Annotated in this window: 11 protein-coding genes; 10 read left to right on the plus strand and 1 reads right to left on the minus strand. The window is 68.5% G+C overall.

The window, feature by feature from the left end:
• Window positions 1-66 precede the first annotated feature (66 nt).
• Window positions 67-960, minus strand: a complete 894-nt coding sequence (locus ACGTNF_RS11765; RefSeq protein ID WP_394601874.1) for a LysR family transcriptional regulator — start codon at window positions 958-960, stop codon at window positions 67-69.
• Between the two features lie 135 nt (window positions 961-1095).
• On the opposite strand from ACGTNF_RS11765, the gene ACGTNF_RS11770 reads away from it, so the two are divergent.
• From ACGTNF_RS11770 to etfB, 10 genes are all read left to right on the plus strand, one after another.
• Window positions 1096-2205, plus strand: a complete 1110-nt coding sequence (locus ACGTNF_RS11770; RefSeq protein WP_394601875.1) for an S-(hydroxymethyl)glutathione dehydrogenase/class III alcohol dehydrogenase — start codon at window positions 1096-1098, stop codon at window positions 2203-2205.
• A 267-nt stretch (window positions 2206-2472) separates the two neighbouring features.
• On the plus strand, window positions 2473-3330 hold the full coding sequence (gene fghA, locus ACGTNF_RS11775) for an S-formylglutathione hydrolase (protein WP_394601876.1): 858 nt from the start codon (window positions 2473-2475) through the stop codon (window positions 3328-3330).
• 335 nt (window positions 3331-3665) lie between these two features.
• On the plus strand, window positions 3666-4802 hold the full coding sequence (gene gbdR / locus ACGTNF_RS11780; RefSeq protein ID WP_016853725.1) for a choline metabolism transcriptional regulator GbdR: 1137 nt from the start codon (window positions 3666-3668) through the stop codon (window positions 4800-4802).
• 71 nt (window positions 4803-4873) lie between these two features.
• On the plus strand, window positions 4874-5575 hold the full coding sequence (gene mtgA / locus ACGTNF_RS11785; RefSeq protein ID WP_394601877.1) for a monofunctional biosynthetic peptidoglycan transglycosylase: 702 nt from the start codon (window positions 4874-4876) through the stop codon (window positions 5573-5575).
• Between the two features lie 142 nt (window positions 5576-5717).
• Window positions 5718-6695 (plus strand): dipeptidase, encoded by a 978-nt coding sequence (locus ACGTNF_RS11790; protein ID WP_016853727.1) that lies wholly within the window; start codon window positions 5718-5720, stop codon window positions 6693-6695.
• Window positions 6696-6839: 144 nt separating this feature from the next.
• A complete protein-coding gene (locus tag ACGTNF_RS11795; protein ID WP_016853728.1) occupies window positions 6840-7397 on the plus strand; it encodes a DUF5943 domain-containing protein in 558 nt (185 codons plus the stop codon).
• A 13-nt stretch (window positions 7398-7410) separates the two neighbouring features.
• Entirely contained in the window at window positions 7411-9483 is a 2073-nt protein-coding gene (dgcA, locus tag ACGTNF_RS11800) for a dimethylglycine demethylation protein DgcA (protein ID WP_394601878.1), read from the plus strand.
• 108 nt (window positions 9484-9591) lie between these two features.
• Window positions 9592-11619, plus strand: coding sequence for a (Fe-S)-binding protein (locus tag ACGTNF_RS11805; protein WP_394601879.1), 2028 nt, complete (start codon window positions 9592-9594; stop codon window positions 11617-11619).
• Window positions 11619-12923 carry an electron transfer flavoprotein subunit alpha gene (etfA, locus tag ACGTNF_RS11810; RefSeq protein ID WP_394601880.1) on the plus strand — a complete coding sequence of 435 codons (1305 nt, stop codon included), beginning with the start codon at window positions 11619-11621 and terminating at the stop codon, window positions 12921-12923. The genes ACGTNF_RS11805 and etfA overlap by 1 nt, the downstream gene beginning before the upstream one ends.
• Window positions 12913-13716, plus strand: coding sequence for an electron transfer flavoprotein subunit beta (gene etfB / locus ACGTNF_RS11815; RefSeq protein ID WP_152479581.1), 804 nt, complete (start codon window positions 12913-12915; stop codon window positions 13714-13716). The genes etfA and etfB overlap by 11 nt, the downstream gene beginning before the upstream one ends.
• Window positions 13717-13850: the final 134 nt, after the last annotated feature.

Here is a 13850-nt window from a genome sequence, read left to right on the forward strand (position 1 = left end):
CCGTCCTTGCCGGCGTGCCACTCGGGTGGCGCGCCTTTTTTTTCCGGATGCCGGTCAGGCGGCCGCTCAGCCGCGGCGCGCCGGCAGGGTGTCGCCGAGATGGGCGACCAGATAGTCGAGGAAGCGTTGCACCTTGGCCGAGCGGTGGCGGTGCTGGGGGTAGACGGCCCACACCGCGGTGTCGCCGTGGCGATAGGCGTCGAGCACGCTGATCAGCTCGCCCCGGGCCAGGTGCTCCTCGACGTAGTAGTCGGGGAGCTGGGCCAGCCCCAGGCCTTTCAGGGCGGCATCGAGCAGCGCCGGACCGGAGTTGCCGTTCAGCGGGCCGTCGACGCGGATGTCGCGGCGCACGCCGTCGACGTCGAAGCGCCAGTAGTCCCGCGAGCCGACCAGACAGCGGTGATGCGACAGCTCCGAGAGGCTGTGGGGCTGGGCGATGCGGGTGAAGTAGGCGGGCGCGCCGACCACGTATTCGCGCCGCTCGCACAGGCGCCTGGCGATCAGCGAGGAGTCCTTCAGCCGACCCATGCGGATGGCGATGTCGAAGCCCTCGTCGATGATGTCCACCTGGCGATTGGTGAAGTGCATGCGTGCCTCGAGCCGCGGGTTGGCGCACATGAAGTCATGCACCAGCGGCGCGATGAAGCGTTCGCCGAAGGTGGTGGCGCAGGTCAGGCTCAGCAGGCCGGTGGGCGTGTCCTGCAGTTCCTTGACCGCGGTCTCGGCCTCGCGGAAGCCCTCGAACAGGTGCTGACAGTGCTGGTAGTAGAGCTGTCCCGCCTCGGTGAGGCGAATCCGCCGGGTGGTGCGATAGAGCAGGGTCGTGCCCAGCTGATTCTCCAGCTGGCTGACCAGCCGGCTGACATGGGAACTCGAGACCTTGAGGCGTTCGGCGGCGGCCTTGAAGGTACCCAGGCGCACGACTTCGATGAAGGCCTCGACGCGGTCCCAGCGTTGCATGCGGGGTGTCCTCCGGTGGCTGGTACGCTGGATTGTTGTCAGGTGGCAACAATGTCATGCGTTTAATGCAGTTTATCCGAGTATGCGGTCTTGCCTAAACTGTGGGAAGGCCAACCCCATTGAGAGGAGTGAATCATGAAGTCACGCGCCGCCGTTGCCCTGGAAGCGGGCAAGCCGCTCGAGCTGACCGAGATCGACGTCGAGGGCCCGAAGGCCGGTGAGGTGCTGGTACGCATGGCCGCCACCAGCGTCTGCCACACCGATGCCTTTACCCTGTCCGGCGCCGATCCGGAGGGCCTGTTCCCGTCCGTGCTGGGCCACGAGGGTGCCGGCGTCGTCGAGGAAGTGGGCGAGGGGGTCACCGGCCTCAAGCCCGGAGACCACGTCATACCGCTTTATACCGCCGAATGCGGCAAGTGCAAGTTCTGCCTGTCCGGCAAGACCAACCTGTGCCAGGCGGTCCGCGCCACCCAGGGCAAGGGCGTGATGCCCGACGGCACCAGCCGCTTCTCCCTCGACGGCCAGAAGCTGCACCACTACATGGGCTGCTCCACCTTCAGCGAGTATACCGTGGTGCCCGAGGTGTCCCTGGCCGTGGTCTCCAAGGAAGCGCCGCTGGACAAGATCTGCCTGCTGGGCTGCGGCGTGACCACCGGCATCGGCGCGGTCATGAACACCGCCAAGGTCGAGCCGGGCTCCACCGTGGCCGTGTTCGGCCTCGGCGCCATCGGCCTGGCCGTGATCCAGGGCGCGCAGATGGCCAAGGCCAGTCGCATCATCGCCATCGACGTGAACCCGGAGAAGTTCGAGCTGGCCAAGCAGTTCGGCGCCACCGAATTCGTCAATCCGAAGGACTACAGCGACTCCATCCAGCAGGTCATCGTCGACATGACCGACGGCGGCGTCGATTACTCCTTCGAGTGCATCGGCAACGTCAACGTCATGCGTTCGGCCCTGGAGTGCTGCCACAAGGGCTGGGGCGAGTCCGTGATCATCGGCGTCGCCGGCGCCGGCGAGGAGATCTCCACCCGGCCGTTCCAGCTGGTCACCGGCCGGGTCTGGAAAGGCTCCGCCTTCGGCGGCGTCAAGGGCCGCACCGAACTGCCGGGCTACGTCGATCGCTACATGAAGGGCGAGCTGAACATCGACGACTTCATCACCCACGACATGCCGTTCGAGCAGATCAACGAGGCCTTCGAGCTGCTGCACAAGGGCGAGAGCATCCGCACCGTGCTGCACTATTGATACGCGCCCGACCCCGCGCGCAGGGCTAACACGCGCCCGACCCCGCGCGCAGGGCTAACACGCGTCCGACCCCGCGCACAGGGCTAGCACGCGCCCGACCGCGCGGGGATACTCGCTCGACCCCTTGCGCAGGACTCGATACCTGCCCGTTGCCGCGCGGGTGATTTGCGCCCGCCGCGCTCGCGGCGGGCGTGAACGATCCGCCTTCGATGTCGGGTGTCGCGAATGCGACGCCCGGCAGCTCTCGAATTCCATGAGGAGTCGCTCATGACCATGACCGAACAGCTCGAACTGGTGTCGGCCAACCGCAGCTTCGGCGGCTGGCACAAGCGCTATCGCCATCGCTCCCGGGCGCTGGACTGCGAGATGACCTTCGCCATCTATCTGCCGCCCCAGGCGGAGACCGAGCGGGTGCCGCTGCTGTGGTGGCTGTCGGGGCTGACCTGCACCGACGAGAACTTCATGCAGAAGGCCGGCGCCCAGCGCCTGGCCGCGGAGCTCGGCATCGCCATCGTCTGCCCGGACACCAGTCCCCGCGGGCTGAACCTGCCGGGCGAGGACGACAGCTACGACTTCGGCACCGGCGCGGGCTTCTACGTCAACGCCACCCAGGCGCCGTGGAAGGACCACTACCGGATGTACGACTACGTGGCCGAGGAGCTGCCCTCGGTGGTGCGTCAGCACTTCCCGGTCAACGGCCGCGAGGCCATCAGCGGCCACTCCATGGGCGGTCACGGCGCGCTGATCCTGGCCCTGCGTCGCCCCGGGCACTACCGCTCGGTGTCGGCCTTCGCGCCGGTGGTCAACCCGAGCCAGTGTCCCTGGGGCCGCAAGGCCTTCGGCAACTACCTGGGCGAGGACGTCAGCCAGTGGACCCAGTACGATGCCTGCGAGCTGGTGGCGCGCGGCGCCTCCCGTCAGCCGCTGTTCATCGATCAGGGCGAGGCCGACAACTTCCTCGAGGAGCAGCTTTGCCCCGAGCGCCTGGAAGCGGTGTGCGCCGAGCACGACCATCCGCTGACCCTGCGTCGCCAGCCGGGCTATGACCACAGCTACTTCTTCATCGCCAGCTTCATCGACGATCACCTGCGCTACCACGCCGAGCACCTCCACGCCAGGCACTGAGTCGCGCCAGCCGTGCGCCGATGCGGCTCCGCGAGGCGCACCGGGAGGTTCCATGTCGGGCCGCTCTGCGGCCCGTGACGCGCCGCCTCCTCGCAGGCGGCGCCTGTCGTTCCCCCCTCGCGTTCCTCAGCGACGCTTTCATGCCTATCGGCGACTCATTGTCGCGCTGTACCGGGAAAACGCCTCCCGATAGGCAAATTTGACATGCCAGAAAACGACACAGTCGGTAAATTTCTAAGCGTGCATGCCTGTCCGCGACAGGCGGGCCTCCAGGGCAATGTCCTTGCCTGACTCGACAATAACGATGACAACACCACCGTGCTGGAGTATGGACGATGACAAGCGCTCCTCAGACCTCGCGTCATGCCGCCGGGCCGCAGACGCTCGGTTTCCTGTTGCTGGACAACTTCACCCTCATCTCCCTGGCCTCGGCCATCGAACCCCTGCGCATGGCCAATCAGCTGGCCGGGCGCGAGCTCTACCGCTGGTACACCCTGACCCTGGATGGCGGCCCGGTGCGCGCCAGCGACGGCCTGCAGATCACCCCGGATGCCTCCACCACCGTGCCGCTGGCGCTGGACATGGTGATCGTCTGCGGCGGCGTGGGCCCGCAGCGCAGCGTGCAGCGTGAACACGTCGCCTGGCTGCAGTCCGAGGCGCGCCATTCGCGCCGCCTGGGTGCCGTCTGCACCGGTTCCTGGGCCCTGGCCCGCGCCGGGCTGCTCGACGGCTTCGAGGCCAGCGTGCACTGGGAGTGCCTGGCCGCCATGCAGGAGGCCTTCCCCAAGGTCGCCCTGACCACCCGGCTGTTCTCCATCGACCGCGACCGGGCCACCGCCTCCGGCGGCACGGCGCCGATGGACATGATGCTGACCCTGATCGGCCGCGACCACGGCCGCGAACTGGCCGCCGGCATCTCGGAGATGTTCATCTACGACCGCGTGCGCAACGAGCAGGACCAGCAGCGGGTGCCGCTCAAGCACGTGCTGGGCACCACCCAGCCGCGGCTGCTGGAGATCGTGGCGCTGATGGAGGCCAACCTCGAGGAGCCGATCAGCCTCGACGAGCTGGCCGGCTACGTGAACGTGTCGCGGCGCCAGCTGGAGCGGCTGTTCCAGAAGAACCTGCACTGCTCGCCGTCGCGCTACTACCTCAAGCTGCGCCTGACCCGGGCCCGACAGCTGCTCAAGCAGACGCCGATGTCGATCATCGAGGTGGCCTCGGCCTGCGGCTTCGTCTCCACGCCGCACTTCTCCAAGTGCTATCGGGAATACTTCGGCATCCCGCCCCGCGACGAGCGTCTGGGCTCCAGCGCCGTCGACCTGGTGCCGGTGCAGCTGGGCCAGGATGCCGCCGTCATGCTACAGTCCGCCTCTTTCGAGTCGGTGCCCGACACGCCGGTGTCCGCGGCCATGAGCGCCCTGGACCAGGCCCGAGGGGAGCCGACCTACGCCAGCGTCAGGCTGAGCTAACGCCTGGCGCCGGGAGGGCGCATCCCCATCCTCGGGGAGTGTGCCCCTGACGGAGTGCCGGGCAGGGAGCGATGGGAAACGGATGGCGATGGCTAGCGCGGGCCCTGGGGCTCGCGCTGCTCGGCGGGATCGGGCTGAGCGTACTGGTGGTGCTGATGTTCCGGGTGGTGCCGGTGGGTGGCTCCATGGTGATGCTCGAGCGCAAGGTGCAGGCCTGGCGTGACGGCGATGCACTGGAGATCCGCCAGGACTGGCGCCCCTGGGGCGAGCTGGCCGACAGCGCCAAGCTGGCGGTGATCGCCGCCGAGGATCAGCGCTTCCCCGACCATCACGGCTTCGACCTGATCGAGCTGCGCCGCGCCGTCGAGGCCAGCCTCAGCGGCGGTGACCTGCGCGGCGCCAGCACCCTCAGTCAGCAGACCGCCAAGAATCTCTTCCTGTGGACCGGTCGCAACTGGGTGCGCAAGGGCCTGGAGGCCTGGTTCACCCTGCTCATCGAGACGCTCTGGCCCAAGGAGCGCATCCTCGAGGTCTATCTCAACATCGCCGAATGGGACGACGGGGTCTTCGGCCTGGAGGCCGCCTCTCGTCACTACTTCGGTGTTCCGGCGTCGCGTCTGAGCAACGCCCAGGCCAGCCGACTGGCCGCCATCCTGCCCAATCCCCGCGGCTGGAGCGCCTCGCGCCCCAGCGGCTACGTGCTGCAGCGCAGCGCCTGGATCCGCGGCCAGATGCGCAATCTCGGCGGTGCCACCTACCTCGAACGTCTCTGACGCGACACCGAATTCGCGGCGTGTCGCGATCGCGACGGGCGTGACGCTTTTGGAATTTTTCCGGTCGTTTCCAGGCGCCGGGGCCCGCGGGGCGGGGGATATGCTGCCGGCGTGACCATGCGCTATTACGGAGCCCCCAGCCATGACCCCTGCCGAGCTGCACCAGGACGCCATCGTCATCGATGGTCTCGTTATCGCCAAGTGGAACCGCGAGCTGTTCGAGGACATGCGCAAGGGCGGCCTCACCGCCGCCAACTGCACCGTGTCCGTCTGGGAAGGCTTCCAGGCCACCGTCGATAACATCGTCAAGACCGACGCCCTGATGGCCGAGTCCAGCGACCTGGTGCGTCCGGTGCGCACCACCGCGGACATCACCCGGGCCAAGGAAGAGGGCAAGACCGGCATCATCTACGGCTTCCAGAACGCCCATGCCTTCGAGGACCAGATCGGCTACGTCGAGATCTTCAAGAAGCTCGGCGTCGGCATCGTGCAGATGTGCTACAACACCCAGAACCTGGTCGGCACCGGCTGCTACGAGCGCGACGGCGGCCTGTCCGGCTTCGGTCGCGAGATCGTCGCCGAGATGAACCGCGTCGGCATCATGTGCGACCTCTCCCACGTCGGCGAGCACACCTCCCGCGAGGTGATCGAGGCCTCCGAGAAGCCGGTGTGCTACTCCCACTGCCTGCCGTCCGGCCTCAAGGAACACCCCCGCAACAAGTCCGACGAGGAACTCAAGTTCATCGCCGACAACGGCGGCTTCGTCGGCGTGACCATGTTCACCCCCTTCCTGCGCGCCGGCGTCGACGCCACCGTCGACGACTACGTCGAGGCCATCGAGTACGTCATGAACATCGTCGGCGAGGATGCCATCGGCATCGGCACCGACTTCACCCAGGGTCACGACAAGCAGTTCTTCGAGTGGCTGACCCACGACAAGGGCTACGCCCGTCGCCTGACCAACTTCGGCAAGATCATCAACCCCGAGGGCATTCGCACCATCGGCGAATTCCCCAACCTCACCGAGGCGCTGCTGAAGCGCGGCATGAGCGAGCGCCAGGTGCGCAAGATCATGGGTGAGAACTGGGTCAATGTCCTGAAGGACGTCTGGGGCGAGTGAGCCCGGTGCGACGGGTCGCGGCCCGTCGCCCTCCCGACCGCGTCACCGCTCGAAGCCGCTTACGCACAGCCAACAACGCCCGAAGCCGCTCCTGCGAGCCCATTGAAGCCCGATAATAATCAGCAAGATTCGAGGAACAAGATCGTGACCAAGATGGCCCCTGAACTGCCGATCGAAGTGGATGCCGACACCGGTATCTGGACCACCGACGCCCTGCCGATGCTCTACGTGCCGCGTCACTTCTTCATCAACAATCACGTCGCCGTGGAAGAGGCCCTGGGGGCCGAGAAGTACGCCGAGATCCTCTACGATGCCGGCTACAAGAGCGCCTGGCACTGGTGCGAGAAGGAGGCCGAATGCCACGGCCTCGAGGGCGTCGACGTCTTCGAACACTACATGAAGCGCCTCTCTCAGCGCGGCTGGGGGCTGTTCATCACCGAGGACATCGATCTCGACGCCGGCACCTGCCGCGTGCGCCTCGAGCACAGCGCCTTCGTCTATCAGATGGGCAAGGTCGGCCGGAAGATCGAATACATGTTCACCGGCTGGTTCGCCGGCGCCATGGACCAGATCCTCGCCGCCCGCGGCAGCGACTTGCGCACCGTCGCCGAGCAGACCCAGAGCGGCGCCGAAGAAGGCTGCGACGTCGGCGTCTTCGTGACCCGTCCGATCGCCGACATCTCGAACAACGCGCAGGGCTGAGGAGGCATCACCCATGGCATTCGACGCGATCTTCCAGCCGATCGAGATCGGCAACCTCACCATTCGCAACCGCGTGGTCAGCACCGCCCACGCCGAGGTCTACGCGACCGACGGCGGCATGACCACCGACCGCTACGTCAAGTACTACGAAGAGAAGGCCAAGGGCGGCTGCGGCCTGTGCATCTGCGGCGGCTCCTCGGTGGTCTCCATCGACAGCCCGCAGGCCTGGTGGAGCTCGGTGAACCTGTCCACCGACCGCATCATCCCGCACTTCCAGAATCTGGCCGACGCCGTGCACAAGCACGGCGGCAAGATCATGATCCAGATCACCCACATGGGGCGGCGCTCGCGCTGGGACGGCTTCAACTGGTCGACCCTGCTGTCGCCGTCCGGCATCCGCGAGCCGGTGCACCGCTCCACCTGCAAGACCATCGAGGAGGAGGAGATCTGGCGCATCATCGGTGACTTCGCCCAGGCCGCGCGCCGGGCGAAGGAAGGCGGCCTGGACGGCGTCGAGCTGTCCGCCGTGCACCAGCACCTGATCGACCAGTTCTGGAGCCCGCGCGTCAACAAGCGCACCGACCAGTGGGGCGGCAGCTTCGAGAACCGCATGCGCTTCGGCATGGAAGTGCTCAAGGCCGTGCGCGCCGAGGTCGGCGACGACTTCACGGTCGGCCTGCGCATCTGCGGCGACGAGTTCCACCCGGACGGCCTGTCGCACGACGACATGAAGCAGATCGCCGCCTACTACGATGCCACCGGCCAGGTGGACTTCTTCGGCGTGGTCGGCTCGGGCTGCGACACCCACGACACCCTGGCCAACGTCATCCCGAACATGTCCTTCCCGCCGGAGCCGTTCCTGCACCTGGCGGCGGGCATCAAGGAAGTGGTCTCCAAGCCGGTGATCCACGCCCAGAACATCAAGGACCCGAACCAGGCCAGCCGCATCCTCGAGGGGGGCTACGTCGACCTGGTGGGCATGACCCGCGCGCACATCGCCGACCCGCACCTGATCACCAAGATCAAGATGGACCAGGTCGACCAGATCCGGCAGTGCGTCGGCGCCAACTACTGCATCGACCGCCAGTACCAGGGGCTGGACGTGCTGTGCATCCAGAACGCCGCGACCTCCCGCGAGTACATGGGCCTGCCGCACATCATCGAGCCGAGCGAAGGCAGGAAGCGCAAGGTCGTGGTGGTCGGCGGTGGCCCCGGCGGCATGGAAGCGGCCCGCGTGGCCGCCGAGCGCGGCCATGACGTGACCCTGTTCGAGGCCGCCGAGGCCATCGGCGGGCAGATCACCACCGCCGCCAAGGCGCCGCAGCGCGACCAGATCGCCGGCATCACCCGCTGGTACCAGCTCGAGCTGGCCCGCCTCAACGTCGACCAGCGCCTCGGCACCTATGCCGACGAGGCCACCATCAAGGACCTCAAGGCCGACATCGTGGTGCTGGCCACCGGCGGCAAGCCGTACCTGGACCAGCATCCCGAGTGGGGCTACTCCGAGAACCCCGAGGAGAGCCTGATCGTCAGCACCTGGGACGTGCTCAACGGCAAGGTCGAGCCGGGCAAGAACGTGCTGATCTACGACGCCCTGTGCGAGTTCGCCGGCATGTCCGCGGCCGACTACCTGGCCGACAAGGGCGCCAAGGTCGAGATCGTCACCGACGACATCAAGCCCGGTGCGGCGGTCGGCGGCACCACCTTCCCGACCTACTACCGCAGCCTCTACGAGAAGGAGGTGATCATGACCTCCGACCTGATGCTGCATAAGGTCTATCGCGAGGGCGATTCCCTGGTGGCGGTGCTCGAGAACGAGTACACCGGCCAGCAGGAGGAGCGCGTGGTCGATCAGATCGTGGTCGAGAACGGCGTGCGCCCGGACGAGGGGCTCTACTTCGCGCTCAAGCAGGAGTCGCGCAACAAGGGCCAGGTGGATCTCGAGGCGCTGTACGACATCAAGCCGCAGCCCTGCCTGAGCGAGGACGGCGACGGCTTCCTGCTGTTCCGTCTGGGCGACTGCACCGCGCCGCGTAACACCCATGCCGCGATCTACGACGCCCTGCGCCTCTGCAAGGACTTTTAACCCCTCGCTGGAAGTCCGAAGCTTGAAGCTGGAAGGAATCCCCGCGCGTTGCGCCCTTTCTTTCAGCTTCCGGCTTGCCGCTTCCGGCTCGCCGATGAGGTGAGCGTCATGCTCGATATCCTATTGCCGATCCTGATCTTCGCCGCGCTGGGCCTGGCGGCGATCGGCGTCGTCCGGCGCGTGCGCCTGTGGCGCCAGGGGCGTCCCTCACCCGTGCCGCTGGTCAAGGGGCTGGCCTCCGTGCCGCGGCGCTACCTGGTCGACCTGCACCACGTGGTCGCCCGCGACAAGGTCATGTCCAACACCCACGTCGCCACCGCCGGCGGCTTCGTCGCCGCGGCCGTGCTGATGGTCCTGGTGCACGGCCTGGGCCTGGCCGAAGGCGTGCTCGGCTGGGGGCTGCTGGCCGCCAGTGCCACCATGTTCGTCGGCAGCTGCTTCGTGGCACGCCGTCGCCGTAATCCGCCGTCCCGGCTCTCCAGGGGCCCGTGGATGCGCCTGCCCAAGAGCCTGATGGCTTTCTCGCTGAGCGTCTTCGCCATCACCCTGCCCGCCGTGGGCCTGCTGCCCGACAACTTTTTCGAAGGGAGCGTCAGCTGGGTGCTGGCGCTGGCGCTGTCCGCCGTGCTGGTCTGGGGCCTGGGCGAGATGGTCTTCGGCATGGCCTGGGGCGGGCCGATGAAGCACGCCTTCGCCGGCGCCCTGCACCTGGCCTTCCACCGTCGCGCCGAGCGCTTCTCCACGAGTGGGGGCGAGGGCAAACGCTCCACCGGCCTCAAGGCCCTGAACCTGGACGACCAGGACGCCACCCTGGGCGTCGAGAAGCCCAGCGACTTCACCTGGAACCAGCTGCTCGGCTTCGACGCCTGCGTGCAGTGCGGCCGCTGCGAGGCCATGTGCCCGGCCTTCGCCGCTGGCCAGCCGCTCAACCCCAAGAAGCTGATCCAGGACATGGTGGTCGGCATGGCCGGCGGCAGCGACGCCCACTACGCCGGCAGCCCGCACCCTTCACAAGGACTTGGGGGCCAGCCGGTGGGCGAGCATCAAGGCACCCCGCAGGGCCCGATCGTGGCCCGCGAGGGCAAGGCCCTGGTGGACGCCGAGACCCTGTGGTCCTGCACCACCTGCCGCGCCTGCGTCGAGGAGTGCCCGATGATGATCGAGCACGTCGATGCCATCGTCGACATGCGTCGCTTCCTGACCCTCGAGCACGGCAACACCCCCAACAAGGGCGCCGAGGTGCTCGACAACCTGATCGCCACCGACAACCCGGGCGGCTTCGCGCCCGACGCCCGCATGCACTGGGCTGCCGACCTCGAGCTGCCGCTGATGGCGGATCGCGGTGAGGCCGAGGTGCTGCTGTGGCTGGGTGACGGCGCCTACGACATGCGCAACCAGCGCACCCTGCGCTCGCTGGTCAAGGTGCTGCGCGCCGCCGACGTCGACTTCGCGGTGCTCGGCAACGAGGAGCGCGACAGTGGCGACGTGGCCCGTCGTCTGGGTGATGAAGCGACCTTCCAGAGCCTGGCGAAGCGCAACATCGCCACCCTGTCGAAGTATCGCTTCCGGCGCATCGTCACCTGTGACCCGCACAGCTTCCACGTGCTCGGCAACGAGTACGGCGAGCTGGGCGGCCCCGGGATGCCGGCCCAGTACGAGGTAAGTCACCACAGCACCTACATCGCCGAGCTGTTTGATGCCGGCCGCCTGCACGTCAAGCCCTGGAAGGGCGGCGGCGTGACCTATCACGATCCCTGCTACCTGGGCCGCTACAACGGCGAGTACGAGGCGCCTCGCAACGTGCTCAAGGCGCTCGGCATCGAGCTCAAAGAGATGGAGCGCTCCGGCTTCCGCTCCCGCTGCTGCGGCGGTGGCGGCGGCGCGCCGATCACCGATATCCCCGGCGAGCGCCGGATTCCCGACATGCGCATGGGCGACGTGGGCGAGACCGGCGCCGAGCTGGTGGCCGTGGGTTGCCCGCAGTGCACCGCGATGCTCGAGGGCGTGGTCGATGCCACCGCCGAGGTGCGCGACATCGCCGAACTGGTCGCCAACGCCCTGACCGAGGCGCCCGAGGCGTCCGCCGGCGCGGCCCAGCAATCATCGAACCGGCCCCAGGCCGTGGAGGTGGCGTGATGAGCGATATCGTCCGTCGTGATCCGCGCAAGGCGTGGATCGCCCGTAACCGGCTGCACCCGCAGCATCGGGAAGTCCTGGCCGAGCTTGGACAAAGTGCCGGCCAGGGCGCGGCCAGCGAGTGGATGGGACCGGCGGGCATCGTCCGCCGCAATCCGCATGCCGTGGGCTTCATGGGCCCCAACGGCATCAAGCGCATCGACCGCAGCGGCGTCCAGCAGGGCGCCGGTGGCGGCGCGGCCGCCAAGTCGGCCGCCCAGAGCAAGCCGCTGGTCGAGATCGAATCGCCGGCCTTCCTGGTGGCGGTGGTGCCGGACATGGCCGGCGGTCGCCTCTCCGGCCACGACCGCGACCTGCTGGGCCTGGCCCGGCAGCTGGCCGACGCCGATCCGAACGCCCGGGGCGCGGTGCTGGCGGTGGTCTTCGGCGGGTACAACCGCGAGGGGGGCGGCGAGCTGAAAGAGCACGGCTTCGGCGAGGCCGGCGTCGACCGCCTGCTGACCCTCGACGATCCCCGCTTCGACGGCTTCGCCCCGGAGGCTCGCCTCGGCGCGCTGCTGGCGGTGGAGGAGGCCTGGACGCCGCGCCACTGGCTGGTGCCGGACTCCAAGCTCGGCGGCGCCGACCTGGGCCGCCGCCTGGCGGCGCGGCTCGGCGAGCGCCCGGCCACCGGCGTGTGGCAGCTCGAGCCCGACGCGACTGCCGAGCTCGGCTGGCAGTGCACCGCCCGCGGGGCGGCGGCCACCCTCGACATCCAGCGGCCGCTGCCGCGCATCACCCTCGCGCTCGAAGAGTGCGCCGAGCCGGTCGACGACAACCGTCACGCGGCCGAGGCGCTGAGCCTGCCGCAGGAGCTGCCGTCGCCGATCTCGCGCATCGAGGACCTGGGCCAGGTGCCCGTCGATCCGGCGGGCGTGGCGCTGGCCGAGGCCGAGTTCATCCTCTCCGCGGGCAACGGCATCCGCGACTGGGACGGCTACCACACCGCCGCCGAGGTGCTCGGCGCGACCGAGGGCGCGTCCCGCGTGGCGGTCGATGACGGCTTCATGCCGCGCGATCGCCAGGTCGGGGCCACCGGCACCTGGGTCACCGCCCGGGTCTACGTGGCGGTCGGCATCAGCGGCGCCATCCAGCACCTGCAGGGGATCCAGACCTGCGACAAGGTGGTGGCGATCAACATGGATCCCGGCTGCGACATGATCAAGCGGGCCGACCTGGCGGTCATCGGTGACTCGGCCGAGGTGCTCGCGTCGCTGGTGACCATGGTCAAGCAGCAACGAGAGGAGAAGCGCGATGCGGCCTGAAGCCCGAGTCGATGCCTCGCTGGAGATCACCGTACTGGTCTCCGTGGGGCGCCATCCCGTCACCGGCCGCGCGCGTCGCGCCGACCAGGACGCCCGGGCGGTGGAGCTGGCCCGCGGCGTGGCCGACGCCAGTGTCCGGCTGCTGCACGCCGGCGGCAAGGAAGCGGACAGCGAGCCGGCCCTGCGCGGCTACCTGGGCATGGGCTTCGACGCCTTGACCCTGGTCGAGCAGCCCGAGGGCGCCGATGCGCTGCCCGCGCTCGCCGATGCCCTCAATGAGGCGCCGCCGCAGCTGGTGATCACCGGCGAGCGCGCCGAGCAGGGCGAAGGCTCCGGCCTGCTGCCCTACCTGCTGGCCGAGCGCCTGGGCTGGCCGGTGGTCAGCGGCCTGGCGGCGGTGGAAAGCGTCGAGAACGGCGTCGCCACCCTGCTGCAGGCGCTGCCCCGCGGTCAGCGTCGCCGGCTCAAGGTGCGCCTGCCGGCCATCGTCACCGTCGATGGTGCGGCACCGGCGCCGCGACAGAGCGCCTACGGCCCGGCCCGTCGCGGCCACCTGGCCGCGGTGCCGGGCAGCGTGACCGTGGACGAGGCCTGGGCGAGCTGGGAGACCCAGCCGGCCCGCAAGCGGCCCAAGCGCCTGAAGATCGTCAAGGCCGCCTCGGCCCGCGACCGCTTCAAGGCCGCGGCCGCCAAGGCCGAGGGCGGCGGGGGGCAGGTGCTCACCGACGTCACCGCGGAAGAGGGCGCCGAGGCGATTCTCAAGCTGTTGAAGGAAGAGGGCGTGCTGCGCTGAGGGAAAACAGGATTTATTGCTGCGCTCGATATCCTGGCCGCCGGTGGTGCCGAAGCGTCGGACCGTCGCCATCCTCATGTAGCAGGCTACACTCCGGTGGCTGTGCTCCAGCGGCGACCAGCCTCTCTTCGCTC

Source organism: Halomonas sp. B23F22_10 (genome assembly GCF_043496975.1).
Classification (GTDB): Bacteria; Pseudomonadota; Gammaproteobacteria; order Pseudomonadales; family Halomonadaceae; genus Halomonas; species Halomonas smyrnensis.

What these genes read in the sequence shown, in the direction of transcription:
- ACGTNF_RS11770 (WP_394601875.1), top strand. Translation starts at nt 1,096, where the DNA reads ATGAAGTCACGCGCCGCCGTTGCCCTGGAAGCGGGCAAGCCGCTCGAG.
- etfA (WP_394601880.1), top strand. Translation starts at nt 11,619, where the DNA reads ATGAGCGATATCGTCCGTCGTGATCCGCGCAAGGCGTGGATCGCCCGT.
- etfB (WP_152479581.1), top strand. Translation starts at nt 12,913, where the DNA reads ATGCGGCCTGAAGCCCGAGTCGATGCCTCGCTGGAGATCACCGTACTG.
- ACGTNF_RS11790 (WP_016853727.1), top strand. Translation starts at nt 5,718, where the DNA reads ATGACCCCTGCCGAGCTGCACCAGGACGCCATCGTCATCGATGGTCTC.
- ACGTNF_RS11765 (WP_394601874.1), bottom strand. Translation starts at nt 960, where the DNA reads ATGCAACGCTGGGACCGCGTCGAGGCCTTCATCGAAGTCGTGCGCCTG.
- gbdR (WP_016853725.1), top strand. Translation starts at nt 3,666, where the DNA reads ATGACAAGCGCTCCTCAGACCTCGCGTCATGCCGCCGGGCCGCAGACG.
- fghA (WP_394601876.1), top strand. Translation starts at nt 2,473, where the DNA reads ATGACCATGACCGAACAGCTCGAACTGGTGTCGGCCAACCGCAGCTTC.
- mtgA (WP_394601877.1), top strand. Translation starts at nt 4,874, where the DNA reads ATGGGAAACGGATGGCGATGGCTAGCGCGGGCCCTGGGGCTCGCGCTG.
- ACGTNF_RS11805 (WP_394601879.1), top strand. Translation starts at nt 9,592, where the DNA reads ATGCTCGATATCCTATTGCCGATCCTGATCTTCGCCGCGCTGGGCCTG.
- dgcA (WP_394601878.1), top strand. Translation starts at nt 7,411, where the DNA reads ATGGCATTCGACGCGATCTTCCAGCCGATCGAGATCGGCAACCTCACC.